The sequence below is a fragment of the Burkholderia sp. Bp8963 genome (genome assembly GCF_003854275.1).
Taxonomy (GTDB): domain Bacteria; phylum Pseudomonadota; class Gammaproteobacteria; order Burkholderiales; family Burkholderiaceae; genus Burkholderia.
This window is the reverse complement of the sequence record NZ_QTQP01000002.1, coordinates 229,307-252,184: the sequence shown is the minus strand read 5'-3', so window position 1 is coordinate 252,184 and position 22,878 is coordinate 229,307. Positions and strand designations below refer to the sequence as shown.

General features: G+C 69.2%; 25 protein-coding genes, 1 other RNA gene and 1 riboswitch. Of the genes, 15 read left to right on the top strand and 11 right to left on the bottom strand.

Features of this window, described 5'->3' with window-relative positions:
* The first annotated feature begins 122 nt into the window (after nucleotides 1–122).
* Genes DID96_RS03015 through DID96_RS03005 form a run of 3 tightly spaced genes read left to right on the top strand, consistent with a single transcriptional unit; the run spans nucleotide 123 to nucleotide 2,704 of the window.
* Complete coding sequence (locus DID96_RS03015; protein WP_124597776.1) at nucleotides 123–1,634, top strand: leucyl aminopeptidase; 1,512 nt, start codon at nucleotides 123–125, stop codon at nucleotides 1,632–1,634.
* Between the two features lie 34 nt (nucleotides 1,635–1,668).
* Nucleotides 1,669–2,085 (top strand): DNA polymerase III subunit chi, encoded by a 417-nt coding sequence (locus tag DID96_RS03010; RefSeq protein WP_124597775.1) that lies wholly within the window; start codon nucleotides 1,669–1,671, stop codon nucleotides 2,083–2,085.
* Between the two features lie 25 nt (nucleotides 2,086–2,110).
* A complete protein-coding gene (locus DID96_RS03005; RefSeq protein WP_124597774.1) occupies nucleotides 2,111–2,704 on the top strand; it encodes a DUF2486 family protein in 594 nt (197 codons plus the stop codon).
* A gap of 25 nt (nucleotides 2,705–2,729) precedes the next feature.
* Here DID96_RS03005 and DID96_RS03000 read toward each other — a convergent pair whose 3' ends face one another.
* Both DID96_RS03000 and ilvD read right to left on the bottom strand, forming a co-directional pair.
* Nucleotides 2,730–3,053 carry a c-type cytochrome gene (locus tag DID96_RS03000; protein WP_124597773.1) on the bottom strand — a complete coding sequence of 108 codons (324 nt, stop codon included), beginning with the start codon at nucleotides 3,051–3,053 and terminating at the stop codon, nucleotides 2,730–2,732.
* Between the two features lie 139 nt (nucleotides 3,054–3,192).
* Nucleotides 3,193–4,866 (bottom strand): dihydroxy-acid dehydratase, encoded by a 1,674-nt coding sequence (gene ilvD / locus DID96_RS02995; protein ID WP_124597772.1) that lies wholly within the window; start codon nucleotides 4,864–4,866, stop codon nucleotides 3,193–3,195.
* A gap of 142 nt (nucleotides 4,867–5,008) precedes the next feature.
* Between ilvD and DID96_RS02990 the strand changes: the two genes are divergently transcribed.
* Both DID96_RS02990 and lgt read left to right on the top strand, forming a co-directional pair.
* On the top strand, nucleotides 5,009–5,926 hold the full coding sequence (locus DID96_RS02990) for a LysR substrate-binding domain-containing protein (protein ID WP_124597771.1): 918 nt from the start codon (nucleotides 5,009–5,011) through the stop codon (nucleotides 5,924–5,926).
* Between the two features lie 85 nt (nucleotides 5,927–6,011).
* Complete coding sequence (gene lgt, locus DID96_RS02985) at nucleotides 6,012–6,902, top strand: prolipoprotein diacylglyceryl transferase (protein ID WP_124597770.1); 891 nt, start codon at nucleotides 6,012–6,014, stop codon at nucleotides 6,900–6,902.
* Between the two features lie 95 nt (nucleotides 6,903–6,997).
* Here the strand turns inward: lgt and DID96_RS02980 are convergent, their stop codons facing one another.
* The 5 genes from DID96_RS02980 to DID96_RS02960 all read right to left on the bottom strand — a co-directional run bounded on the left by DID96_RS02980 (nucleotide 6,998) and on the right by DID96_RS02960 (nucleotide 9,381).
* On the bottom strand, nucleotides 6,998–7,738 hold the full coding sequence (locus DID96_RS02980; RefSeq protein ID WP_124597769.1) for an SIMPL domain-containing protein: 741 nt from the start codon (nucleotides 7,736–7,738) through the stop codon (nucleotides 6,998–7,000).
* 178 nt (nucleotides 7,739–7,916) lie between these two features.
* The gene (locus DID96_RS02975) at nucleotides 7,917–8,378 is read right to left on the bottom strand and encodes an EVE domain-containing protein (RefSeq protein WP_124597768.1); all 462 of its coding nucleotides are present in this window, start codon (nucleotides 8,376–8,378) and stop codon (nucleotides 7,917–7,919) included.
* A 78-nt stretch (nucleotides 8,379–8,456) separates the two neighbouring features.
* A non-coding RNA gene (ssrS, locus tag DID96_RS02970) (6S RNA) lies at nucleotides 8,457–8,638 on the bottom strand.
* A gap of 81 nt (nucleotides 8,639–8,719) precedes the next feature.
* Complete coding sequence (locus DID96_RS02965; RefSeq protein WP_124597767.1) at nucleotides 8,720–9,034, bottom strand: cell division protein ZapA; 315 nt, start codon at nucleotides 9,032–9,034, stop codon at nucleotides 8,720–8,722.
* Nucleotides 9,031–9,381: an ATPase gene (locus DID96_RS02960; RefSeq protein WP_124597766.1), complete on the bottom strand. Its 351-nt coding sequence runs from the start codon at nucleotides 9,379–9,381 to the stop codon at nucleotides 9,031–9,033. The genes DID96_RS02965 and DID96_RS02960 overlap by 4 nt, the downstream gene beginning before the upstream one ends.
* Nucleotides 9,382–9,546: 165 nt before the next feature.
* A riboswitch (cobalamin riboswitch) is annotated at nucleotides 9,547–9,801 on the top strand.
* 64 nt (nucleotides 9,802–9,865) lie between these two features.
* On the opposite strand from DID96_RS02960, the gene DID96_RS02955 reads away from it, so the two are divergent.
* From DID96_RS02955 to cobC, 6 genes are read left to right on the top strand one after another with little or no spacing between them, the layout of a single operon-like run.
* Nucleotides 9,866–11,797 (top strand): TonB-dependent receptor domain-containing protein, encoded by a 1,932-nt coding sequence (locus DID96_RS02955; protein ID WP_124597765.1) that lies wholly within the window; start codon nucleotides 9,866–9,868, stop codon nucleotides 11,795–11,797.
* A gap of 30 nt (nucleotides 11,798–11,827) precedes the next feature.
* Complete coding sequence (locus tag DID96_RS02950) at nucleotides 11,828–12,844, top strand: iron ABC transporter permease (RefSeq protein WP_124597764.1); 1,017 nt, start codon at nucleotides 11,828–11,830, stop codon at nucleotides 12,842–12,844.
* Nucleotides 12,841–13,653 (top strand): ABC transporter ATP-binding protein, encoded by an 813-nt coding sequence (locus tag DID96_RS02945; protein ID WP_124597763.1) that lies wholly within the window; start codon nucleotides 12,841–12,843, stop codon nucleotides 13,651–13,653. Before DID96_RS02950 ends, DID96_RS02945 begins: the two co-directional genes overlap by 4 nt.
* Nucleotides 13,654–13,705: 52 nt before the next feature.
* The gene (cobT, locus tag DID96_RS02940) at nucleotides 13,706–14,758 is read left to right on the top strand and encodes a nicotinate-nucleotide--dimethylbenzimidazole phosphoribosyltransferase (protein WP_124597762.1); all 1,053 of its coding nucleotides are present in this window, start codon (nucleotides 13,706–13,708) and stop codon (nucleotides 14,756–14,758) included.
* Entirely contained in the window at nucleotides 14,748–15,524 is a 777-nt protein-coding gene (locus tag DID96_RS02935; RefSeq protein ID WP_124597761.1) for an adenosylcobinamide-GDP ribazoletransferase, read from the top strand. The genes cobT and DID96_RS02935 overlap by 11 nt, the downstream gene beginning before the upstream one ends.
* A complete protein-coding gene (cobC, locus tag DID96_RS02930) occupies nucleotides 15,509–16,093 on the top strand; it encodes an alpha-ribazole phosphatase (protein WP_124597760.1) in 585 nt (194 codons plus the stop codon). Before DID96_RS02935 ends, cobC begins: the two co-directional genes overlap by 16 nt.
* Nucleotides 16,094–16,126: 33 nt before the next feature.
* On the opposite strand, the gene DID96_RS02925 is transcribed toward cobC, so the two are convergent.
* The 4 genes from DID96_RS02925 to cobU are packed head-to-tail and all read right to left on the bottom strand — an operon-like array spanning nucleotide 16,127 to nucleotide 19,557.
* Nucleotides 16,127–17,071, bottom strand: coding sequence for a cobalamin-binding protein (locus tag DID96_RS02925; protein ID WP_124597759.1), 945 nt, complete (start codon nucleotides 17,069–17,071; stop codon nucleotides 16,127–16,129).
* Nucleotides 17,038–18,072: a threonine-phosphate decarboxylase CobD gene (gene cobD / locus DID96_RS02920; RefSeq protein ID WP_124597758.1), complete on the bottom strand. Its 1,035-nt coding sequence runs from the start codon at nucleotides 18,070–18,072 to the stop codon at nucleotides 17,038–17,040. The genes DID96_RS02925 and cobD overlap by 34 nt, the downstream gene beginning before the upstream one ends.
* On the bottom strand, nucleotides 18,065–19,009 hold the full coding sequence (gene cbiB, locus DID96_RS02915; protein WP_124597757.1) for an adenosylcobinamide-phosphate synthase CbiB: 945 nt from the start codon (nucleotides 19,007–19,009) through the stop codon (nucleotides 18,065–18,067). Before cbiB ends, cobD begins: the two co-directional genes overlap by 8 nt.
* Nucleotides 19,003–19,557, bottom strand: coding sequence for a bifunctional adenosylcobinamide kinase/adenosylcobinamide-phosphate guanylyltransferase (gene cobU, locus DID96_RS02910; RefSeq protein ID WP_124597756.1), 555 nt, complete (start codon nucleotides 19,555–19,557; stop codon nucleotides 19,003–19,005). Before cobU ends, cbiB begins: the two co-directional genes overlap by 7 nt.
* A 60-nt stretch (nucleotides 19,558–19,617) precedes the next feature.
* Between cobU and DID96_RS02905 the strand changes: the two genes are divergently transcribed.
* The 4 genes from DID96_RS02905 to DID96_RS02895 all read left to right on the top strand — a co-directional run bounded on the left by DID96_RS02905 (nucleotide 19,618) and on the right by DID96_RS02895 (nucleotide 22,792).
* Nucleotides 19,618–21,147, top strand: a complete 1,530-nt coding sequence (locus DID96_RS02905) for a cobyric acid synthase (protein WP_124597755.1) — start codon at nucleotides 19,618–19,620, stop codon at nucleotides 21,145–21,147.
* 149 nt (nucleotides 21,148–21,296) lie between these two features.
* Entirely contained in the window at nucleotides 21,297–21,431 is a 135-nt protein-coding gene (locus tag DID96_RS38780; RefSeq protein ID WP_260463786.1) for a hypothetical protein, read from the top strand.
* 159 nt (nucleotides 21,432–21,590) lie between these two features.
* Nucleotides 21,591–22,004 (top strand): DoxX family protein, encoded by a 414-nt coding sequence (locus DID96_RS02900; protein WP_124597754.1) that lies wholly within the window; start codon nucleotides 21,591–21,593, stop codon nucleotides 22,002–22,004.
* Between the two features lie 137 nt (nucleotides 22,005–22,141).
* Nucleotides 22,142–22,792 (top strand): ParA family protein, encoded by a 651-nt coding sequence (locus DID96_RS02895; RefSeq protein ID WP_124597753.1) that lies wholly within the window; start codon nucleotides 22,142–22,144, stop codon nucleotides 22,790–22,792.
* Nucleotides 22,793–22,878 lie beyond the last annotated feature (86 nt).

Genomic DNA, 22,878 nt, shown 5'->3' with positions numbered 1-22,878 from the left:
TCTTGATGAGAAGAGGGCGGGGCGCTGCGCACGCGTGGGGGGGCGCTCGCGCCGCCACGGGAAAAATAGCGGATAATTGCGGCTTTCATCCTTAGCCCAGATTTTATCCGAGGACAAGCGCGATGGACTTTAGCATAAAAGGCTGTGATTGGAGCAAAGGCGAGTCGAAGGGGTTCCTGACCGGAAAGTCCGACTGCATCGTGCTCGGCATCTTCGAGGCGCAAACGCTGTCGGGCGCCGCGCTCGACATCGACACAGCGACCAAGGGCCTGATCTCGCGCATCGTGAAGGCCGGCGACATGGACGGCAAGCGCGGCAAGACGCTGTTCCTGCACGAGGTGCAGGGCATCGGCGCATCGCGCGTGCTGCTCGTCGGCCTCGGCAAGCAGGATGCTTTCAACCAGAAAGCCTACACCGATGCAGTCACGGCTGCCTGGCGCGCGCTGCTCGCGACCCGGGTCGTCCAGGTCACCTTCACGCTGGCCCAACTGCCGGTCGACGAGCGCAGCTCCGACTGGGGCGTGCGCACGGCGATTCTTGCGCTGCGCAACGAAACCTACCGCTTCGTGCAGCTCAAGAGCAAGCCGGAACCGGTGCCGCATGCGCTGAAGCGCATCGTGTTCAGCGTCGACCCGGCCGACGAGAAGACCGCGAAGGTCGCGGCCAAGCAGGCCGTCGCGCTCGCGAACGGCATGGATCTGACCCGCGATCTCGGCAACCTGCCGGGCAACGTCTGCACGCCGACCTATCTCGCGAACACCGCGAAGCAGATCGCGAAGGACTGGGGCCTGAAGGCCGAGGTGCTCGGCCTGAAGCAGATCCAGGCGCTGAAGATGGGCTCGTTCCTGTCGGTCGCGCGCGCGTCGGTCGAGCCGCCGCAGTTCATCGTGCTGCATTACCAGGGCGCCGCCGCGAAGGCCGCGCCGGTCGTGCTGGTCGGCAAGGGCATCACGTTCGACACCGGCGGCATTTCGCTGAAGCCGGGCGAGGGCATGGACGAGATGAAGTACGACATGTGCGGCGCGGGCTCGGTGCTCGGCACGATCCGCGCGGTCGCCGAAATGGGCCTGAAGATCAACGTCGTCGCGATCGTCCCGACCTGCGAGAACATGCCGGGCGGCAACGCGACGAAGCCGGGCGACATCGTCACCAGCATGAAGGGCCTGACGATCGAGGTGCTGAACACGGACGCCGAGGGCCGCCTGATCCTGTGCGACGCGCTGACCTACGCGGAGCGCTTCAAGCCGGCTGCGGTGATCGACGTCGCGACGCTGACGGGCGCCTGCATTATCGCGCTCGGCAACCACAACAGCGGCCTGTTCTCGAAGGACGACGCGCTCGCGGGCGAGCTGCTCGACGCGTCGCGCGAGGCGAACGACCCGGCATGGCGCCTGCCGCTCGACGACGAGTACCAGGACCAGCTGAAGTCGAACTTCGCGGACATCGCGAACATCGGCGGGCGTCCGGCCGGCAGCGTGACGGCCGCATGCTTCCTGTCGCGCTTCACCGACAGCTACCCGTGGGCGCACCTCGACATCGCGGGCACCGCATGGAAGAGCGGCGCGGCGAAGGGCGCGACCGGCCGTCCTGTGCCGCTGCTCGCGCAGTTCCTGATCGACCGCGCCGGCCAGTGATGGCGGGGTGCGACACGTTGCGGGCGAGCGGGCGATGACGCGGATCGATTTCCACACGAACGTCGGCGACTCGCTCGCCTACGCGTGCCGGCTGCTGCGCAAGGCCTACCAGGCCGGGCAGCCGGTCGTCGTGCTCGCGGAGCCCGCGCGCCTGCGCGCGCTCGACGAGCGGCTCTGGACGTTCTCGCCGCTCGATTTCATTCCGCATTGCGGGGTCGACAGCGCGCATGCGGCCGATACGCCGATCCTGCTCGCGGCCGACCTCGACAAGACGCCGCATCACCAGATACTGTTGAATCTCGGTGCGGCGGTGCCGGCGCAATTCGCACGCTTCGAGCGGCTGCTCGAGGTGGTCGGCAACGAGCCGGCCGAACTGAGCGCGGGGCGCGAGCGCTACCGCTTCTATCGCGATCGCGGCTACGCGCTGAACAACTACAAGCAGGGCAACTAGCCGAACCCGTCGACGGAGTATCCACGTGGGGCAAGCCGAATCATCCTCGATCCCGACGCTGACCGACGTGCTGGTGCCGGGCAAACCGGCGCCGGCGCAACAGTCGGCGGCCGACGCGCCGCATGACGACGCGGCGATTCCGCTGCTGACCGATGTGATCGCGCCGGGCAAGCCGGCGCCCGCAGAGGTAGCGGAACCCGACGTGTCTCCGGTTACGGCCGCGGCGCCTGATGAAACCGAAGCCGACCCCGATACGGTGTCCGTCGAGCCGGTGCCGACGCCGCATGTGCCGGCGGTCGAGTGGCCGCCTGTCGCGGCTGTTGCCGACGCGCAGGCGCCGGCTGCACCGGCGGCACCGGCCACATCGGCCACACTGACGGCAGAAGACGCGCAGCACATCGCCGAGCGGCTGCGCGACCGGTTGACGAATTACTTGACCGGGGAAGGGCGCGAAGCAATCGAGACGCGCTGCCGCGACGCGCTGCACGACCACACCGCGTGGCTCGTCAGCCAGATCACGCGTGAAGTGGCGCTCGCGCTCGAAACCGAAGTGATGGAGTGGGTGCGCGACGCAGTCGACGCAGAGATCGCACGCCGCAGCGCGCAGCATCCGGGCTGAACCGGACGCGCCGCTCCGGCCGGACTTACTTCAGCGACAGCACCCAGTGCGCGAGCGCGTGCGCCTCGGCGCCCGTCAGCTGCGTGTTCGCGGGCATCGGCACGTTGCCCCATACGCCAACGCTGCCTTTCACGATCGTCTGTGCGAGGTAGTCGCCGGCGTCGCCGCGGGTTGCGTACTTGTCGGCGATGTCGTGGAAAGACGGGCCCATCAACGGCTTGCTCACCGCGTGGCAGGCCATGCAGTTCTTGCGTTGCGCGAGCGTCAGGCCATCCGTCTGCTCGGCGTGCGCGGCCGCGCTGCCGATCATCAGGGTCAGGATCGTTGCGCGCAATATCGTCTGTTTCATGCAATTCTCCGCCGGCGGCACCGCCGGCTTGACGTCTGCGCATTATAAAAGCAAAGGGAGCGCACGTTTTTGCGCTCCCTTTGCATCACACCGGCCGCTTCAGATCATATTAGGGGCCGCATCGCGGCCGCGCCTGGCTTCAGCCGGTGACGGCGCCCTGGTTCGCCGGCCGCGCGAGCGCCGCGAACTTCGCGAGCACGCCGCGCGTGTAGCGCGGCGCCGGCTGCTGCCACGCGGCGCGACGGCGCGCCAGTTCGGCGTCGTCGACGTTCAGCTGCAGCAGCAGCCGGTGCGCGTCGATCGTGATCGAGTCGCCTTCCTGCACGAGCGCGATCGTGCCGCCGACGAATGCCTCCGGCGCGACGTGGCCGACCACCATGCCCCAAGTGCCGCCCGAGAAGCGGCCGTCGGTGATGAAGCCGACCGACTCGCCGAGCCCCTTGCCGATGATCGCCGACGTCGGCGCGAGCATTTCCGGCATCCCCGGGCCGCCCTGCGGGCCGAGATAGCGCAACACGAGGATGTCGCCCGCGTGGATCCGGTCGCCGAGGATCGCTTCCATCGCGCTCTGCTCGTCGTCGAACACGCGCGCGGGGCCCGTGACCACCGGGTTCTTCAGCCCCGTGATCTTCGCGACCGCGCCGTCTTCCGCGAGGTTGCCCTTCAGGATCGCGAGGTGGCCTTGCTTGTACAGCGCCTGGTCGATCGGGAAGATCACCTTCTGGTCCGCGCGCGGCGTGCCCTGCACGTCCTTCAGCTCTTCGGCGAGCGTGCGGCCCGTGATCGTGATGCAGTCGCCGTGCAGCAGGCCTGCGTCGAGCAGGATCTTCAGCACCTGCGGAATGCCGCCCGCCTGGTGCAGGTCGGTCGCAACATACTGGCCCGACGGCTTCAGGTCGCAGATCACCGGCACGCGCTGGCGGATCCGCTCGAAGTCGTCGATCGTCCAGTCGACTTCGGCCGCGTGCGCGATCGCGAGGTAATGCAGCACCGCGTTGGTCGAGCCGCCCGTTGCCATGATCAGCGACACCGCGTTCTCGATCGATTGCTTCGTGATGATGTCGCGCGGCTTCAGGTCCTGCTTCACCGCCTCGACCAGCACGCGCGCCGATTCGGCCGCGGAGTCGACCTTTTCCTCGTCCGGGTTCGCCATCGTCGACGAATACAGCAGCGACATGCCGAGCGCCTCGAACGACGAGCTCATCGTGTTCGCGGTGTACATGCCGCCGCACGAGCCGGTCGTCGGGCACGCGTTCTGCTCGACCCCTTCGAAATCTTCCTGCGACATCCGGCCCGCGGTGAACTCGCCGACCGCCTCGAACGACGATACGATCGTCAGGTCGCGGCCCTTCCAGTGGCCGGGGCGGATCGTGCCGCCGTACACGTAGATGCCCGGCACGTTCAGGCGCGCGAGCGCGATCATCCCGCCCGGCATGTTCTTGTCGCAGCCGCCGACGACGACCACGCCGTCCATCCACTGGCCCTGCACGCAGGTCTCGATGCAGTCGGCAATCACTTCGCGCGACACGAGCGAGTATTTCATCCCCTCGGTGCCCATCGACATGCCGTCCGAAATGGTCGGCGTGCCGAAGATCTGCGGGTTCGCGTCGGCGGCCTTCACGGCCGCGACCGCCGCATCCGACAGGCGCTGCAGGCCCGCGTTGCACGGCGTGATCGTCGAATGGCCGTTGGCGATGCCGATCATCGGCTTGTCGAAATCGTCCTTCCGGTAGCCGAGCGCGTAATACATCGAGCGGTTCGGCGAACGGGCCACGCCTTGCGTGACGTTCTTCGAGCGGCGGTTGTATGACATGGGGACTCCATCTTCGTTGGGGTGATGGCGGCGGGTGCGTCCGAAGGCGGCGCATCGGCTCGGGTAACGCAAGAATGCAATGTCCGTTTGAGCGTGTCCAATATATTATTCATGGCCTATTAGGTCGTTTCTCATATGACTGATGCCTGAGCTGACCCCCGATCTGCGCCAGTGGCGCTATTTCCTGACCGTCGCCGAGGAGCGCCATTTCGGCCGCGCGGCGACGCGCCTGCTGATCACGCAGCCGCCGCTGTCGCAGGCGATTCGCGCGCTCGAGGAGCAGCTCGGCGTCGCGCTGTTCGTCCGTACCAAGCGCTCGGTTGCGTTGACGGCGGTCGGCGCGGCGCTGCTGCCGGACGTGCGCAAGCTGCTCGAAGCGGCCGATGCGCTGCCGCCCCGTGCGCAGAGCCTCGCGCGCGGCGAGACCGGCTCGCTCGCGCTCGCGTTCGTGTCGACCGCCGATTACGGCTTGCTGCCGTCGCTGTTGCGCGCGTTTGGCGCGCGCTACCCGCAGGTGCGGCTGCAGCTCGCGGAGGCGACGAGCGACGTGCAGATCGAGGAGCTTGCCGCCGGCCGCATCGACGCCGGGCTGGTCATTCCACCCGTGCCGCCGCGTCATGCGGCCGAGCTGTCGTACCTGCCGGTCGTGCGCGAGCCGCTCGTGCTCGCGATGCCGGCCGCCGTGCCTGACGCGCATGAAGATGCGCCGGTGCGGCTCGCGGACGTCGCCGCGCTGCCGCTCGTGATCTTCCCGCGCCGTTTGGCGCCCGGCTTTTATGACATCATTACGGGCTGCTACGGCGCGGCGGGGGTGACCCCGCGCATCGGCCAGGAAGCGATCCAGATGCAGACGATCGTGAGCCTCGTGTCGGCCGGCATGGGTGTCGCACTGGTGCCGCAGTCGCTGCGTAACCTGCGGCGCACCGGCGTGGTCTACCGGCCGCTCGCGGACGGCGCGCCTGTCGTCGAGACGGGCCTCGTGTGGCGCACGGGCGACGTCAGCCCCGTGCTGGCCGGCTTCATCGACATCGTGCGCGCGCAGGCGTTCGTTCGCGCGTGATGCGAACGATCGCGCGCCGGCATCGTCCAATGCGCGGCACGTTTGTACGCCGTCGCAGCGAATTCGAAACCTTCACCGCTAACCCATGATCATTCACCCGAATTTCGACCCTGTCGCGATCCATCTCGGGCCGCTCGCCGTGCGCTGGTACGGGCTCATGTATCTCGTCGGCTTCATCGCCGCGATCGTCGTCGGACGGGTCCGCCTGAAGCTGCCGCATGTCGCCGCACAGGGCTGGACCGCGAAGGACATCGACGACATGATGTTCTACGGTGTCCTTGGCACCGTGCTCGGCGGCCGGCTCGGCTATGTGCTGTTTTACAAGGCGAGCTTCTACTTCTCGCATCCGCTCGACATCTTCAAGGTGTGGGAAGGCGGGATGTCGTTTCACGGCGGCTTCCTCGGCGTGACGCTCGCGATGATGCTGTTCGCGTGGCAGCGCAAGCGTCACTGGCTGCAGGTCACCGATTTCGTTGCGCCGATGGTGCCGACGGGTCTCGCGGCGGGCCGGCTCGGCAACTTCATCAACGGCGAACTGTGGGGGCGCGTGACCGCTCCGAACGAGCCGTGGGCGATGCTGTTCCCGGGCGCGTCGCGCGACGATGCGGCGTGGCTCGGCGCGCATCCGGAACTCGCCGCGAAGTGGCACCTGAACGACGTGTTCCTGCAATACCAGATGCTGCCGCGCCATCCGTCGCAGCTCTACGAGATTGCGCTCGAAGGCGTCGTGCTGTTCTTCGCGCTGTTCTTGTTCGCGCGCAAGTCGCGTCCGATGGGCGCGGTGTCCGCGCTGTTCCTGATCGGCTATGGCCTCGCACGCTTCACCGTCGAGTTCGCGCGTGAGCCGGACGATTTCCTCGGGCTGCTCGCGCTCGGCCTGTCGATGGGGCAGTGGCTGTCGCTGCCGATGATCATCGCGGGTATCGCGATGATGATCTGGGCGTATCGGCGCCGCGCGACCGCGGCCACCGCATGATGCGTTCACCTGAATGATGCAGCAACGAAAAACGCCGGCCCCGGGCCGGCGTTTTCGCATCTGGCGTGCAGACGTCGCGCGTTACTTCTCGCGCGTTACTTCATCTGCACCGAGCCGTTGACTGACACCGACACGGTCGCCTTGCCGCCTTCGACTGCGATCGGCGCGCTCATCTTTGCGCTGTCCATCGCGGGCGCAGCCATCGCCATCATGCGCGGATACGGTTGCACGTTGCGGCCGCTGCCGACGTTCACGTCGCGAATCGTATAGCCGTTGTAGCCGAATGCCTTCGCGGCTTCGTCTGCGCGAGTGCGGAACGACTTGATCGCTTCGGTCGTGAGCTTCTCCTCGGCCGCACGCTGCGCTTCCGGCGACAGCGTGAACTCGACGTTCGCCACCTGCATCAGGTTCGACAACTGGCCCGCGAGCTTCGATGCCGCAGCGAAGTCGCGCGACTCGAGCACGACTTCGGTACGGCCGCGCCATGCGGAGATCTTGCCGTCGCGGTCCGTGCTCGGATAGACGGAGAATGCGCCCGTATGCGCGGTCACGCCCGCCACGCTCTTCGCCTGCGCGAGTGCGGCGTCGGCGCGCTGGTTCAGCTTGGACGTCAGGCTGCCCGGGTCCTTCGCCTGCTCTTCATAGAACAGCGTGATGTGGATCACGTCCTGCGGCACTTCGCTGCTGGCCTGCGACGACAGCGACAGCACGCCCGACGGCTGCGGGAAGTGCGGGTTGACGGACTGGGCCTGTGCGGCGGCCGGCGCGAGGGCCAGCGCAGCGGGCACGGCGGCGGCAAGCATCAGCGACAGCGCGAGTGCGGATTTCTTCGTCATTGTTGGACTCCTTATGGGACGCACGCGGATCACGCGTGCGCGACGCGGGTGGACCGCGCGAGGGAAGAACGACAGCCGGCCGGATCGGCCGGTCGCGGTTGCTTAGTCCGGGCGATGGACCGGCGAGTTCCGGACGGGGCGTGCGTGCTGACCGAATTTGACTTTTGCGCGCCCGCGCTTACGCCATCAGCCGTTCGGTGATGAAGCGCCATTCGGCGCGCGTGACGGGCGTGATCGACAGCCGGTTGCCTTTCGCAAGCACGCGCATGTCCGAGAGTTCGTCGTGTTCGCGCAGCGCCGCGAGTGAAACGAGCGGCGATTTCTTCACGAAGCGAACGTCGACGAGCAGCCAGCGCGGCGTTTCCTGCGTCGACTTCGGATCGTAATAGGGGCTCTTCGGATCGAACTGCGTGGGATCGGGGTAGGGCGTCGACGACACTTCGGCGAGACCCGCGATGCCCGGCTCGGGGCAGCTCGAGTGATAGAACAGCACGCCGTCGCCGATCTTCATCGTGTCGCGCATGAAATTGCGCGCCTGATAGTTGCGCACGCCGGTCCAGGGCAGCGTGCGCTGCGGCGCGCTCGCGAGATCGTCGATGCTCGCTTCGTCCGGTTCGGACTTCATCAGCCAGTATTGCATGGATCGTGATCGATGCAGAAAGAGGCAAACAGGCCCTGGAAAAGGAAACGGCATCGGGACACGCCCGATGCCGTTGGATAGGCCCCCGCCTTAGCCGCTAGGCCGGCATCCTGAACCTGGGGTTCAGAATTGGTCGCAGTTAGCAGCACTTCGGGTACATCAGACAGAGTGACGCGCGCGCCCGTGCTACAAATTTCCGCAACCGTGCACATGGCATTGGTTCAAGGAATATATGACCTTGGCGAACCAGGCAGGGAAGCTGACTGAACTGTGAATCTACGCGTCCAATTTGACCACCGTTGACCGCTGAGATCAAGCGGAATCGACGCATCGATTCGAGGTTACTGCGTCTCGTGCTGTGCGAGCACCGCACCGAGCTTTTCGTTCATCTGGCGCATTGTACGCCGGATTTCTTCCGCGGGAAATGCTTCACCGTGACGCACGCTCGTCTGCAGCCGCAGCAACTCCGACGCGAGCGACAGTGCCGCCATCACAGCGATGCGATCGGTGCCGCGCACCGAGCTGTTCGAGCGGATCTTCGACATTTCCGCGTCGACGCGCGCGACAGCCTCGAGCAGCGCCGCTTCGGTCTCGGCCGAACAGGCGAGCCGATAGGCCTGACCGAGAATCGAGACTTCGATCTGCTTGGTGCTCATGCGTGTTCTCCGTGGCTGGCCGCGTCGTCGCTATCGGTGCGCGCCTGCGCATCCAACAGGTCGAGCTGGTTGTCGGCTTCTGCCGCGCTCTTCGTGCGCGGCAGTTTTTCGAGAATCGCGTTCAGTTTCACCTGCGCGTCGTCGATCTTCGCCGACAGCGTGTCGCGTTCCTCTGCGAGCGCATTGCGTTCCTCGCGCAGCTGCGCGAGCTCGGTGCGCACCGTGTCCGCTTCGGCGCGCAGTTGTGCGACCTGCTCTTCGAGCGCGAGCCGTTCCGAGTGATAGCGCTGGTTCAGCGCAATCAGCCGGCCAATATTTTGAGATAGGGTTTCGAGTTCGTTGAGCATCTGCTGCGTCCTCTAAAGACCCAGTATTTTAGCGCGGAATAGCGCGCATTCCGACATCTGTAACGTTTCCAGTCGTAACACCCCGGCTTCTTGCACCGAATTTGCGAGACGGACACGATTTCGCATGCGTGCCGGCCGCTTTCTTGACGCTCCCGCGGCCCGCTCCTAAACTGGCGCCGCTTCGGTGCTCGCGCGTACGACGCGCGGTTAAACGGGAAGCAGGGCGCCGGCTTCGCCAGGAGCGGCCAACCTGCGCTGCCCCCGCAACGGTAAGCGGCCGCATCGGACGATGCAGGCCGGCTCAGGCGCGCTCGGCGTGTGCGGTTCGCACGCGGGCGCGGGCCACTGCGCGTGAAACGCGCGGGAAGGCGAGCCGGTGTGCCGCCAGCCCGGATACCGGCCGAGGCGGGGAGCCCGTACGCGGGCTTCATGACGCGCGGCCTGCGGGGAAGCGGGGCGCGCAGCCGTTCACAGGATATCTTCGATGCTGACCCCAATCGCCCGCACCGCGCTCCGCGCGCTATGCGGGTTGCCGCTCGCCGCTGCGGCGCAGACGGCCGCTGCCGATCCCGCCGCGCCCGCTGTTGCGTCCACTGTTGCGCCTGCTTCCGCGCCTGCTGCCGCGCGTGCCGAACAGAACGCCGAAGGCTCGCTGCTCGCGCCGGTCGTCGTCACCGCGCAGCGCGCGCCGCAAGCCCTCGCTGACGCGATTCCGCAAACGACCGTGTTTGACGCGCACGACATCGCTGCGCATCCGGGCGCCGATCTGCCGACGCTGCTCGCGTTCGCGCCGGGTGCGCAGATCGTGCGCAACGGCGGCCCTGGCGCGACCGCGACGCTGTTCTTGCGCGGCGCGCAATCGACGCAGTCGCTCGTGCTGATCGACGGCGTGCGGGTCGATTCCGCGAGCCTCGGCGCCGCGCAGCTGAGCCAGCTGCCGCTCGACCAGATCGAGCGCGTCGAGATCGTGAACGGCAACGTGTCGTCGCTGTACGGTTCGGGCGCGATCGGAGGCGTCGTGCAGGTGTTCACGAAGGACGGCGGCAATCATCCGCCGCGTTTCAATTTCGCGGTCGGCCTCGGCAGCTATGGCACGCAGACGCAGCAGGCGGGCGTGTCGGGCCGGCTCGACAGCGAAGGCAGGACGACCTTCAGCCTGTCGGTCGCGCGCGAGAAGGACAACGGTTTTTCCGCGCTCGATCCCGCGAAGCAGCCGAATGCGAACCCGAACGCGAACGGCTACCTGAACGAGAGCGTCACGGCATCGCTGCGGCATCGCTTCAATGCGCGTTGGGATGCGGGCGTCAGCTACTTCCAGTCGAACGGCAACAACAGCTACGACAACGCGTTCGGCACGCCGACCGACCTGAACAACCTGTATTCGCGCGTGCAGCAGGCGCGCGTGTACGCGAACGGCAAGCTGCTCGACTGGTGGACGACGCACGTCAGCGTTGCCACCGGCAACGATCGCAGCCAGTCGGAGCTCAACGGTGTCTACACCGACCACTTCAATAGCGACAACCGGCAGTACACGTGGCAGAACGATTTCCGGATCGCACCCGACCAGATGATCCAGGCCGGCTACGAGCGGCTCGACCAGCAGTTCACGTCGAATGTGTATTCGGCGCCGCAGCGTCATGTGAATTCCGGCTGGCTCGGCTACACGGCGCGCGTCGGCCGCCAGCAGTTCCAGGCGAACCTGCGGCGCGACCAGTATTCGGATTTCGGCGGCGCGAACTCGTACTATCTCGGTTACGGCCTCGACGTCACCGATCGGTGGAAAGTCACCGCGAGCTATTCGAGCGCCTTCCGCGCGCCGAGCTTCAACGATCTCTATTACCCGATCGCCGGCAATCCGTCGATCCAGCCCGAGCGCAGCCATTCGGTCGAGGCCGCGGTGCATTACGCGTCCGATGCGCTCGGCGTCGCGCGCGTCACCGCGTTCCAGACACGTTACGCGAACCTGATCGACTATCGCCCCGGCGCGGACAGCTTCTTCTATGTCGCGCAGAACGTCGGCCGCGCGAAGGTGCAGGGGCTCGAGGCGTCGTGGCAGGGGCATGTCGGCAAGACCGACGTGCGGGTTGCCGCCACCTTGCAGAACCCGATCGACGAAACGCAGAATCAGGACCTGGACCGGCGCGCGCGGCGGTTCGCGTCGGCGACGGCGAGCCGTGCGTTCGGCCTGTTGCGCGTCGGCGGCGAGTGGCTCGTCAGTGGCGCGCGCAACGATTCGGGCGGCGGACGGCTCGGCGGCTACGGGCTCGTCAATCTGTCCGCCCGCTACAACATCACGAAGGCGTGGTATGTCAGCGCGCGCATCGACAACCTCTTCGACAAGGACTACGAGCTTGCCTACGCATACAACACGCCGCGGCGCGGCGCCTATGTCACGCTCGGCTGGCAGCAGCAGTAAGCGGCCGGCACGCGCAGGAGGGTGCGCCGCATGAGCGCGTCGCGCGCCGCCGCGATCTGGGCCGCGCTCGCGGCCGTGGTCGCCGTGCTGTTCGTCGCGTCGCTGACGATCGGCAGCGTGCCGATGTCGCCGTTGCAGGCGCTCGCGTCGCTCGTTCCGCACGGTGGTGGCGATGCGTCGGGCGGCGCTCAGCTGTTCGCCGACATCGTCCGCACGCTGCGCCTGCCGCGCGCGCTCGCGGGCTTCGCCTGCGGCGCGCTGCTTGCGCTCGCAGGTGCGCTGCTGCAGGTGCTGCTGCGCAATCCGCTCGCGGAGCCGTACGTGCTCGGGGTATCGGGCGGCGCGGCAGGCTTCGCGCTCGTCGCGATGATCGCGGGCGGCGCGTGGTGGCTCGTCGATGCGTCGGCGTTCGCGGGCGCGCTCGTGTCGGTCGCGCTCGTGCTCGGCCTCGCGCGCCGCGAGCTGTGGCGCGGCGAGTTACGCGACGCGTCGCCGCGGCTTCTGCTCACCGGCGTCGTGATCGCGGCGGGGTGGGGCGCGCTCGTCACGCTGCTGCTGTCGCTCGCGCCCGATGCGCGCCTGCGCGGCATCATCTTCTGGCTGACCGGCGACCTGAACGGTGTGGCCGCGCCGTGGTTCGCGTGGGGCGCGCTGCTGCTGGCCGCATGCATCGCATTGCCGGCCGCGCCGCAGCTGAACGTGCTGCTGCGTGGCGACGCGACTGCGCTCGCGCTCGGCGTGCCGGTCGCGCGGCTGCGCATGCGGATCTACCTGATCGCGTCGCTGGCCGCCGCCGCCGCGGTGACGACTGCGGGCACGATCGGCTTCGTCGGCCTCGTCGTCCCGCATGCGCTGCGTCTTGCGTTCGGCAACGACCAGCGCATGCTGCTGCCGGCCGCGATGCTCGCGGGCGGTGGCGGCGTGATGGCGGCCGACCTGCTCGCACGCACCGTGATCGCGCCCGCGCAATTGCCGGTCGGCGTGATGACCGCGCTGATCGGCGTGCCCGTGTTCCTGTGGATGTTGCTGAGGAGGCCGATGCGATGAACACGATGCGTTCCAGCCGTTCCGACGGCACCGCCTGCGCGGCCGTCAACCTGACGCTGCAGGCCGGCTCGCGCACATTGCTGAGCGGCTTCACGCAGGCTTTCCGGCCCGGCGAGATCTGGTGCGTCGCAGGGCCGAACGGCGCGGGCAAGACGACGCTGCTCGCGACGCTCGCGGGACTGCTTGTACCGTCGGGCGGCCATGTCGAAGTCGACGGCCGGCCGCTCGCCGCGTGGCCGCATGCGCAGCTCGCGTTGCGGCGCGCGCTGATGCCGCAGCAACTGCACGATGCGTTCAGCGCGACGGTGTTCGATACGGTGCTGCTCAACCGGTTTCCGTATCTCGGCGGCTGGGGCTGGGAGCGCGACGGCGACCGCGCGGCCGCGCGCGCGGCGCTCGCGACGTTCGGCCTGACGGCGCTTGCCGAGCGCGACGTGCTGTCGCTGTCGGGCGGCGAGCGGCAGCGCGTCGCGCTGGCCGCGACGCTGTGCCAGGATGCGCCGCTGCTGCTGCTCGACGAGCCGCTCGCGCATCTCGACCTGCATCACCAGGTCGATTGCCTGACCGCGCTGGCCGCGTGGCTCGACGCCGGCGCGCGCACCGTGCTGTTCTCGTGTCATGACCTGAATCTCGCGCGCCGTTTCGCGACGCACGCGCTGCTGCTCGACGGCCGCGGACGCGTGTGGGCGGGCCCCGTGCACGACGTGCTGACGCCCGAGCGCGCGAGCGACGCGTTCGGCTATCCGCTCGTGCTGATCCGCCAGGACGGCCGCGACGCATTGCTGCCCGCGTGGCCGGAGCGGCGATGACCCCCTTTCTTTCGACGTGCGGCTGCTGCCGCGCCAATGAGGCGAACTTCCGATGAAACCGACCGACTTCCTGCCCGACATCGCACCGCACGACATGTCGCAGCGCGCGCGCCTGCAGCACGTGATCGACCACAAGACCAAGCCGCCCGGCAGCCTCGGCCAGCTCGAGGCGCTGGCGCTGCAGCTGGGCCTGATCCAGCGCACCGAGCGCCCGCTCGTGCAGCGTCCGGTGACGATCGTGTTCGCCGGCGATCACGGGATCGCGGCCGAAGGCGTGAGCCCGTACCCGCAGGCCGTGACCGCGCAGATGGTCGCAAATTTCCTCGATGGCGGTGCGGCGATCAATGCGTTCTCGGGGGTCGCACAGAGCACGCTCGAGATCGTCGACGCGGGCGTCGCGTCGCCGCTGCCCACTTCGGACCGGCTGATCGCGCTGCCGGTCGCGCGCGGCACGCGCAATTTCGCGCTCGAGCCTGCGATGACGCGCGACGAGGCACTTGCCGCGCTTGCGGCCGGCGCCGCGCGCGTGCGCCATCATGCCGCGCTCGGCAGCAACGTGATCGGCTTCGGCGAGATGGGGATCGCGAACACGTCGTCGGCCGCGTGCCTGATGAGCCGCCTGCTCGACGTGCCGATCGACGCGTGCGTCGGGCGCGGCACGGGCCTCGACGACCAGGGGCTCGCGCACAAGCGCGCGGTGCTCGGACGCGCGCTCGCGCGGCATTCGCACGCGATCGAGCCGCTCGACGTGCTCGCGACGTTCGGCGGTTTCGAGATCGCGATGATGACGGGCGCGTATCTCGCGGCCGCGAGCGAGCGGATGGCGATCCTCATCGACGGCTTCATCGCGACGTCCGCGCTGCTCGTCGCCGAGCGGCTCGTGCCGGCCGTGCGCGACTACTGCGTGTTCTCGCACACGTCGAACGAGGCCGGACATCGCCGCATGCTCGAGCATTTCGGCGCGAAGCCGCTGCTCGCGCTCGACCTGCGGCTCGGCGAAGGCACGGGCGCGGCGCTCGCGCTGCCGCTCGTGCGCGCGGCGGCCGCGTTCATGACCGAGATGGCGAGCTTCGAATCCGCGGGCATCGACGATCGTGACGCCTGAGCGCGCGACCGGCCTGCGCGCCGAATTGCGCTACTTCTTCGTCGCGCTCGGCTATTTCACGCGCGTGCCCGTGCCGCGCGCGATCGGCTATGCGTCCGGCGATCTCGACCAGGCCGCGCGCTATTTCCCGCTCGTTGGCGCGTGCGTCGGCGCGTGGGGCGCGCTCGTCTACCTCGCCGCGCTGCACGCGCTGCCGGCGTCGATCGCGGCGGGCCTGTCGATCGCCGCGACGCTGCTTGCAACCGGCGCGTTCCACGAGGACGGGCTCGCCGACAGCTGCGACGCGTTCGGCGGCGGCTACACACGCGACGACGTGCTGCGGATCATGCACGACTCGCGGATCGGCACCTTCGGTGCGGTCGCGCTCGTGATCGCGCTCGGCCTGAAATGGCAGGCGCTTGCCGCGCTGCCGCCGCTGCGCGCCGCCTGGACGATGATCGCCGCGCACGCTGCGAGCCGTGCGATGGCGGTGAGCCTGCTGATGTCGCTCGATTACGTGCGCGCCGAAGGCAAGGCGAAGCCGGTCGCGCAGCGGATGGGGCCGCGCGCGGCGCTCGTCGCGACCGCAATCGGGCTGCCGTGGCTGTTCTGGCCGGACTGGCGCGCGGGCATGGCCGCGCTCGTCGCGCTGGTGCTGCTGCGCGCATGGCTTGCGCGCTACCTCGTGCGGCGGATCGGCGGCTACACCGGCGATTGCCTCGGCTTCGCGCAGCAGTTGGGGGAACTGACGATCTATCTCGTGGTGCTCGGATGGATATCGTCCTGATCCGGCATCCGGCGGTCGATGTCGATGCCGGCGTGTGCTACGGGCGCAGCGACGTGCCGCTCGCCGCGTCGGCGGACGCCGGTGCGCAGGCCGTGCGCGAGCGTCTCGCGGCGCTGCATACGCCGCCACCGGCGCGCATCTGGTGCAGCCCGCTGACGCGCTGTGCATCGGTCGCCGAGCGGCTCGCGGATGCGCTCGGCGCGCCGCTGCAGCGCGACGTGTGCTGGCAGGAGATGGACTTCGGCGCGTGGGAAATGCAGCGCTGGGACGACATCGACCGTGCGGCGCTCGACGCGTGGGCGGCCGACCTGATGCACGCGTGCGTCCATGGCGGCGAGAGCGTCGCGCGTTTCGCCGCACGGGTTGCGCAGCTCGTCGATGCGATCGCGCAGGTCGACGCGCCGCAATGGGCAGTCACGCATGCGGGCGTGATTCGCGTGCTTGCGTCGCAGGTGCTACGCGTGCCGCTCGACACGCTGCTGTCGCGGCCGGTGCCGCCGGGCGGCATCGTGTGGCTGCGTGCGCGCGATGCGGCGCACGCATGGGAGGTCGTGCACTGGGACGAGTAGGCACATATAGGCACGTACAGGCGCGTGTGCCGGTCAGCGTGCCGGCCGTCGCCTGCGTGCGGCGTCGAGATCCTCGCACAGCGCCGCCGCGCCTTGCGCGATGCGCGGCGACGGGCGCGTCAGCAGATCGCCGTCGATCGCGAACAGGTTGTCGCGCGCGACGGCGGTCAGCGCCGGCCACGCGCGCCAGCGCGCGAGGCTCGGCAGCGGCTCGTGCGACGGCGTCGCGCCGGTGCTCGTCGTCACGATCGCTTCAGGATTCGCCGCGAGCACGGCCTCGTCCGTCACGGTCGGCACGAGCGGCTTCAGCGACGCGAACACGTTGCGGCCGCCGCACAGCGCGATCACGTCGCTGATCAGATGCGTGCCATTGAGCGTCATCAGCGGCCGGTCCCATACCTGAAAGAACACCGTGACGCTCGCACGCGCCGCGTAGCGCGCGCGCAGCGCGTCGACGTCGCGCGTGAACGATGCCGCGGCCGCATCGGCCGCAGGCTGCGTGCCGAACAGCGCGCCGAGCTGGCGCAGCGACGACGCAATGTCGTCGAGATGCTTCGGCTCGCTGACGTAGAGCGGGATGTGCAGCGCGCGCAGCGCGTCGGTCTGCCGTTCGGCGTTGCCATGCCGCCAGACGACGATCAGGTCGGGCTTCAGCGCGGCGATCCGTTCGAGATCGAGCGCCTTGTTGTCGCCGACGCGCGGCACCGATTTCGCGGCGGGCGGATAGTCGCTGTACGTGACCGTGCCGACGAGCTTCGCGCCGCCGCCGGCCGCGTAGATCAATTCGGTTGCGTGCGGCGCGAGACTGACGACGCGTTGCGCGGGCGCGGGGAGCGTGACCGTGTTGCCCGCGTCGTCGCGGGCGCTGGCGTCCGCGCGCGCCGCCGAGGCGCCGCCGAGCGCGAGCGCTGCGGCCGGCAGCAGGCAGGCGAGCGGGCGCAACGTCAACGTGGTGCTCCGTGCAGCTCGGGTGCGCATTGTGCGAGCGCATCGGCGAGGCGCCGCCATTCGTCGTCGCTGCCCGGCAGGCCGACGCGCACGCTCGATGGCTGCGCGAAATGGCGTGTCCAGATACCGTGCCGCGCGAGCGCTGCGTGCAGCGCCGCGGCGCGCGGATCGGCGGTCCAGCTGAACAGCGGCGTCGCATGCACGGCAAAGCCATGTCCGCGCAACAGCGCGGCGAGCCGTTCACCGTCGGCGGCGAGCCGCTCGCGGGCCGCCGCCTGCCACGCGCGATCGGCGAACGCGGCCATGACCGCGTGCCGCGCGGGGCCGCTGACGGTCCACGCGCCGAGCGTGTCGCGCAACGCGCCGACGAGTTCGGGACACGCGAGCACGAAACCAGCGCGGATGCCCGCCAGCCCGAAGAACTTGCCGACTGAGCGCAGCACGACGAGACCGGGGCGATCGACGCAGGCTGCGAGCGAGCCGGTCGCGCCGGTGTCGGCGAACGCCTCGTCGACGATCAGCGTGCCGCCGCGCGCCGACAATTGCGCATGCCAGCCGAGCAGGCGCTCGGCCGCGACGCGTTCGGCGGTCGGGTTGTTCGGATTCCCGACGATCACGTGGCGCAGCGTGGCCGGCAGCGTGCCCGTCGCGATATCGAGCGTTTCGACGCGATGACCGTGGCGCGCGAGCGCGGGCCCGTACTCGCCGTACGCGAGCGCGGCGACGCCTGCGCTGCCGTGCGGCAGCAGCGCGGGCAGCGCGCGGATCGCGGCCTGGCTGCCGGCGACCGGCAGCACGTGCGCGGCATCCGGCGCGCCGTAGTAGCGGGCCGCGCACGCGGCGAGCGCGTCGCCGTCGTCGGGCAGCCGGCGCCACGCGTCGGCGGGCACGGGCGGCACCGGATAGCCGACCGGATTGATGCCGGTCGACAGGTCGAGCCAGGCGTCGTGCGGGATGCCGTGGCGGCGAGCGGCTTCATGCAGATTGCCGCCGTGCTTGATGCCGCCGTGAGTGATGGGGATGTCAGACATGTTGGGTGCCCATGACGAGTGCGGCGCTTGCGACGAGCAGCGCGAGCCACAGCGCGAGCGTGCGCGTGACGAGCGACAGCGCGGCGACGATGTGCGCGGCGGTTGCGGGCGAGCCGCTGCCGAGCTGCGGGCGCTGCTCGAGCTCGCCGTGATAGACGGCCGGGCCGCCGAGCTGCACGTTCAGGCTGCCCGCGCCCGCGGCCATCACCGGGCCCGCGTTCGGGCTGTCCCAGTGGCGCGCCTGCGTGCGCCAGCAGCGCCATGCGTTCGCGGTGTCGCCGAGCAGCGCATAGCTCGCGGCCGTGAGGCGCGCGGGAATCCAGTTCAGCGCGTCGTCGATTCGTGCGGCGGCCCAGCCGAAGGTCAGGAAACGCGGCGTGCGGTAGCCCCACATCGCGTCGAGCGTGTTCGCGAGCCGGAACATCAGTGCGCCGGGGCCGCCCGCGACGACGAACCAGAAGAGGGCGCCGAAAATTGCGTCGTTGCCGTTCTCGAGCGCCGATTCGACCGCCGCGCGCGACAGCGCGCCTTCGTCGGCCGTGCTCGTGTCGCGCGACACGATCCGCGCGGTCAGCGCGCGCGCACCGGGCAGGTCGTGCCGCAGCAGCGCGGCGGCGATCGGTGCGAGATGGTCGGCGAGACTTTTCGCGCCGAGCGCGAACCACAGCAGCGCGACGTGCAGCGCGGCCGCGAGCGGGCCGGGCAGCACGGCCGTCAGCCACGCGGCGAGCACGACCGGCGGCGCGACGGCCGCGAGCCATGCGGCGAGGCCCGTCAGGCGGCCGCGCCGGCCCGTGTTCAGCGCGGCTTCGAGGCGTGCGGCAAGGCGCCCGAACGCGACCAGCGGATGCGCGGCCGACGGTTCGCCGAGCACGCGGTCGACGATCACGGCGACGATCGCGAGGATCGCGACCGCAGGCAACGACAGCATCAGCATGACGCGGGCTCCGTCTTGATCGCAACCGGCAGTCCCGCGACGAGCAGCGTGACGCGCGTCGCGAGCGCGGCGACGCGCTGGTTGAGGCGGCCGAGCTCGTCGACGAAGCGGCGCGTCACCGCGCCGAGCGGCACGACGCCGAGCCCGATCTCGTTACTGACGACGATCACCTTCGCGCGCGCGTTGCGCAGTGCCGCTTCGAGCGCCGCGACGCGCGCTTCGTATTGCGCGTCGTCATGCGGCTCGCCGTCGGCCGGGCACAGCAGGTTCGTGAGCCACAGCGTCAGGCAGTCGACGAGCAGGCACGCATCGGGATCGTCGAGTTGCGCGAGCGTTTCGGCGAGCGCGACGGGCGCGTCGGCGAAGCCCCAGCTCGCGGGCCGGCGCGCGCGATGATGCGCGATCCGCTGCGCGAATTCGGCATCGGCCGCATACGCGGTCGCGACATAGGTGACGGCACGGCCGCTGTCGGCCGCGAGCCGCTCGGCGTACGCGCTCTTGCCCGAGCGCGCGCCGCCGAGGACGAAGGTGAGGTCGTGCGGATTCATCGCGTGATTGTAACGGCGCAGGCGATAATGCGGCCTTCGTTTCGCCACGCCTTTGACCCGATGAATGCACCCAAGCTGCGGCCATGCGGCACGCTGATGATCCAGGGCACGACGTCCGACGCGGGCAAGAGCACGCTCGTCGCGGGCCTGTGCCGCCTTGCGCGCCGCGCCGGCGCGCGCGTCGCGCCGTTCAAGCCGCAGAACATGGCGCTCAACAGTGCTGTGACGGCCGACGGCGGCGAGATCGGCCGCGCACAGGCGCTGCAGGCGCTGGCCGCGGGCGTCGCGCCGCATACCGATTTCAACCCCGTGCTGCTGAAGCCGACGAGCGACCGCGGTGCGCAGGTGATCATCCACGGCAAGGCGCGCGTGAACCTGAACGCGCGGGCGTACCACGACTACAAGCCGGTCGCGTTCGACGCGGTGCTCGAATCGTACGCGCGGCTGCGCGCCGGCTACGACACGGTGATCGTCGAGGGGGCGGGCAGTCCGGCCGAAATCAACCTGCGCGACGGCGATATCGCGAACATGGGCTTCGCGGAGCGCGTCGACTGCCCGGTCGTGCTCGTTGCCGACATCGACCGCGGCGGCGTGTTCGCGCATCTGGTCGGCACGCTCGCGTGCCTGTCGGACAGCGAGCGCGCGCGGGTGCGCGGCTTCGTGATCAACCGCTTCCGCGGCGATTTCAGGCTGCTCGAACCGGGCCTCGACTGGCTGCGCGCGCAAACCGGCAAGCCGGTGTTCGGCGTGCTGCCGTACCTGCACGGCCTCACGCTCGACGCGGAGGACATGCTGCCCGTGCAGGCCCGCAGCGGCGCCGCGCGTGACAACGGGGGCGACGACGCGGGTGTGCTGCGGGTCGTCGTGCCCGCGCTGCCGCGCATCAGCAACCACACCGATTTCGATCCGCTGCGCGCGCATCCGCAGGTCGAGTTCACATACTGGAAGAGCGGCCCGGTGCCGGCCGCCGACCTGCTGATCCTGCCTGGCTCGAAGAGCGTGCAGCGCGACCTCGCGTGGCTGCGCGACGCGGGCTGGGACGCGGTGATCCGGCGGCACCTGCGCTACGGCGGCAAGCTGATCGGCATCTGCGGCGGAATGCAGATGCTCGGCAGCACGCTCGACGATCCGCTCGGCCTCGAGGGTGCGCCGGGCAGCGTGCCGGGGCTCGGGCTGCTCGATTACGCGACGACGCTGCAGCCGGACAAGACGCTGAAAAACGTGACAGGGCAGCTTGCGCTGCCGGGCGGCGCGGCGGTGTGCGGCTACGAGATCCACATGGGCGAGACGCGCGGCCCCGCGCTCGCGGCGCCTGCGCTCGCGCTGGCGGACGACGTCGTCGGCGGCACGGATGCTGCGGGCGGCACGCGCACGGACGGCGCGCTGTCGGCCGACGGGCAGATCTTCGCGACCTACGTGCACGGCCTCTTCGACGCGCCGGACGCATGCGCGGCGCTGCTCGGCTGGGCGGGCCTCGACGCGGCCGAGCGGATCGACTATCCGGCGCTGCGCGAAGCGTCGCTGGAACGGCTCGCGGACACGTTCGCCGCGCATCTCGACCTGGGCGCGCTGTATGCCGAATTCCGCTGACGGCTGCCCGCGCCTGCCTGTTTGACCATGTCGGCCGATGGGAGCGATTCGGCCGATTCGACCATTTCGGCCGACGATTCGTGCTCGCATTTTTCGTTGCGTGACGTACAACCAAAGGAGGGCGGATACCCGTCCGGAGGAGCGCGACGATGAAGGCTCGACGGTGGTGGTGCGCAGTGCTGTTGGGGTTGCTGACGGCAACGACGTGGGTGCACGCATGCGATTCGTATGCACCGAACGGCGGCCAGTCCAGCGGATCCTCGCAAGGCAAGGGCGGCTACTGAAGCTGAAAGGCGAATCGCGGGGGCATGATCGTCATGCCCCTTTTTTTGCGCCATATTCGTTCGTATCAGGAAGTAATTTAAGCGCAATCGACTGTTTGTTGGCGAAACGGATTTGAATAGAGTGCATTCCATTCCCATTCACTCCCGAAGGAACCCGACATGAACCCGAACCGCTTGAACGACTTCGCCGCGACGCTGCTGCGGGTGGCGCTCGGCGTGCTGTACCTCGCACACGTCGCGCAGAAGGTATTCGTCTTCACGCTGCCCGGCACCGCGCAGTTTTTCGCATCAATCGGCCTGCCCGCGTGGCTCGCTTACGTGACGACCGTCGTCGAGCTGGCCGGCGGCCTCGCGCTCGTCGCCGGTTTCCGGGTGCGCGTCGCCGCGCTGCTGCTGTTGCCGTTCATGCTCGGCGCGACCGCCGCGCATCTGCCGAACGGCTGGAGCTTCGCGTCGCCGCACGGCGGCTGGGAATATCCGGCGTTCTGGGCCGTGACGCTCGCCGTCCAGGCGCTGCTGGGCGGCGGCGCGTTTGCGCTCGGCACGCAACGCGCGGCCGCACAGCGCACCTGACCGGGGCCGCCGGCGAGGCGACGTGGGCGCGACCGGTTCCGGTGACGCCCCATTTGCCGATATCATCGCTCCCTGTATCCGCAATTCTGCGGCGCCCGCCTGTCGGCCGGCGCCGCGCGGCTTTTTCGGGGGAATTCATGACGGTCATCGTAGTGGCGAATCCGAAAGGCGGCGTGGGGAAGAGCACGCTGTCTACCAATCTCGCTGGTTATTTCGCAGCGCAGGGCACCTGGGTGGCGCTCGCCGATCTCGACCGGCAGCAGTCCGCGCATGCGTGGCTCGATCTGCGCCCGGCCGGGCTGCCGGCCATCGAGGCGTGGGAGCTCGATCCCGATGCGCCGTCGAAGCCGCCGCGCGGCCTCGAATACGCGGTGATCGACACGCCGGCCGGCCTGCACGGCAACCGGCTGACCGTCGCGCTGCAGCTTGCCGACAAGGTAATCGTGCCGCTGCAGCCGTCGATCTTCGACATCCTCGCGACCCAGCACTTCCTCGAACGGCTCGCGAACGAGAAGGCCGTGCGCAAGGGCAACATCGAGGTCGGGATCGTCGGGATGCGGGTCGATGCGCGCACGCGCTCGGCCGATCAGCTGCACCGCTTCGTCGAGGGGCTGGAGCTGCCCGTGCTCGGCTACGTGCGCGACACGCAGAACTACGTGCAGCTCGCCGCGCACGGGCTCACGCTGTGGGACGTCGCGAAGAGCCGCGTCGACAAGGATCTCGAGCAGTGGCGGCCGATCATCGAATGGGCCGAAGTCCGGCCGGCCAAGGCCGCGAAGGCGTCGTGACGCGCTGAGCGCGGCGCTTCCAGGGCCAGCCGTCCACGACGGCGCGGCCCCCAAGGCGGGCACAGGCTTGCGGACCTTGCATAACA

Bases quoted from the DNA above. Each gene is read 5' to 3' on its own strand.
- DID96_RS03015 (WP_124597776.1), top strand. From the start codon at position 123: ATGGACTTTAGCATAAAAGGCTGTGATTGGAGCAAAGGCGAGTCGAAG.
- DID96_RS03010 (WP_124597775.1), top strand. From the start codon at position 1,669: ATGACGCGGATCGATTTCCACACGAACGTCGGCGACTCGCTCGCCTAC.
- DID96_RS03000 (WP_124597773.1), bottom strand. From the start codon at position 3,053: ATGAAACAGACGATATTGCGCGCAACGATCCTGACCCTGATGATCGGC.
- ilvD (WP_124597772.1), bottom strand. From the start codon at position 4,866: ATGTCATACAACCGCCGCTCGAAGAACGTCACGCAAGGCGTGGCCCGT.
- DID96_RS02990 (WP_124597771.1), top strand. From the start codon at position 5,009: ATGCCTGAGCTGACCCCCGATCTGCGCCAGTGGCGCTATTTCCTGACC.
- lgt (WP_124597770.1), top strand. From the start codon at position 6,012: ATGATCATTCACCCGAATTTCGACCCTGTCGCGATCCATCTCGGGCCG.
- DID96_RS02980 (WP_124597769.1), bottom strand. From the start codon at position 7,738: ATGACGAAGAAATCCGCACTCGCGCTGTCGCTGATGCTTGCCGCCGCC.
- DID96_RS02975 (WP_124597768.1), bottom strand. From the start codon at position 8,378: ATGCAATACTGGCTGATGAAGTCCGAACCGGACGAAGCGAGCATCGAC.
- DID96_RS02965 (WP_124597767.1), bottom strand. From the start codon at position 9,034: ATGAGCACCAAGCAGATCGAAGTCTCGATTCTCGGTCAGGCCTATCGG.
- DID96_RS02960 (WP_124597766.1), bottom strand. From the start codon at position 9,381: ATGCTCAACGAACTCGAAACCCTATCTCAAAATATTGGCCGGCTGATT.
- DID96_RS02955 (WP_124597765.1), top strand. From the start codon at position 9,866: ATGCTGACCCCAATCGCCCGCACCGCGCTCCGCGCGCTATGCGGGTTG.
- DID96_RS02950 (WP_124597764.1), top strand. From the start codon at position 11,828: ATGAGCGCGTCGCGCGCCGCCGCGATCTGGGCCGCGCTCGCGGCCGTG.
- DID96_RS02945 (WP_124597763.1), top strand. From the start codon at position 12,841: ATGAACACGATGCGTTCCAGCCGTTCCGACGGCACCGCCTGCGCGGCC.
- cobT (WP_124597762.1), top strand. From the start codon at position 13,706: ATGAAACCGACCGACTTCCTGCCCGACATCGCACCGCACGACATGTCG.
- cobC (WP_124597760.1), top strand. From the start codon at position 15,509: ATGGATATCGTCCTGATCCGGCATCCGGCGGTCGATGTCGATGCCGGC.
- DID96_RS02925 (WP_124597759.1), bottom strand. From the start codon at position 17,071: ATGCGCACCCGAGCTGCACGGAGCACCACGTTGACGTTGCGCCCGCTC.
- cobD (WP_124597758.1), bottom strand. From the start codon at position 18,072: ATGTCTGACATCCCCATCACTCACGGCGGCATCAAGCACGGCGGCAAT.
- cbiB (WP_124597757.1), bottom strand. From the start codon at position 19,009: ATGCTGATGCTGTCGTTGCCTGCGGTCGCGATCCTCGCGATCGTCGCC.
- cobU (WP_124597756.1), bottom strand. From the start codon at position 19,557: ATGAATCCGCACGACCTCACCTTCGTCCTCGGCGGCGCGCGCTCGGGC.
- DID96_RS02905 (WP_124597755.1), top strand. From the start codon at position 19,618: ATGAATGCACCCAAGCTGCGGCCATGCGGCACGCTGATGATCCAGGGC.
- DID96_RS38780 (WP_260463786.1), top strand. From the start codon at position 21,297: ATGAAGGCTCGACGGTGGTGGTGCGCAGTGCTGTTGGGGTTGCTGACG.
- DID96_RS02900 (WP_124597754.1), top strand. From the start codon at position 21,591: ATGAACCCGAACCGCTTGAACGACTTCGCCGCGACGCTGCTGCGGGTG.
- DID96_RS02895 (WP_124597753.1), top strand. From the start codon at position 22,142: ATGACGGTCATCGTAGTGGCGAATCCGAAAGGCGGCGTGGGGAAGAGC.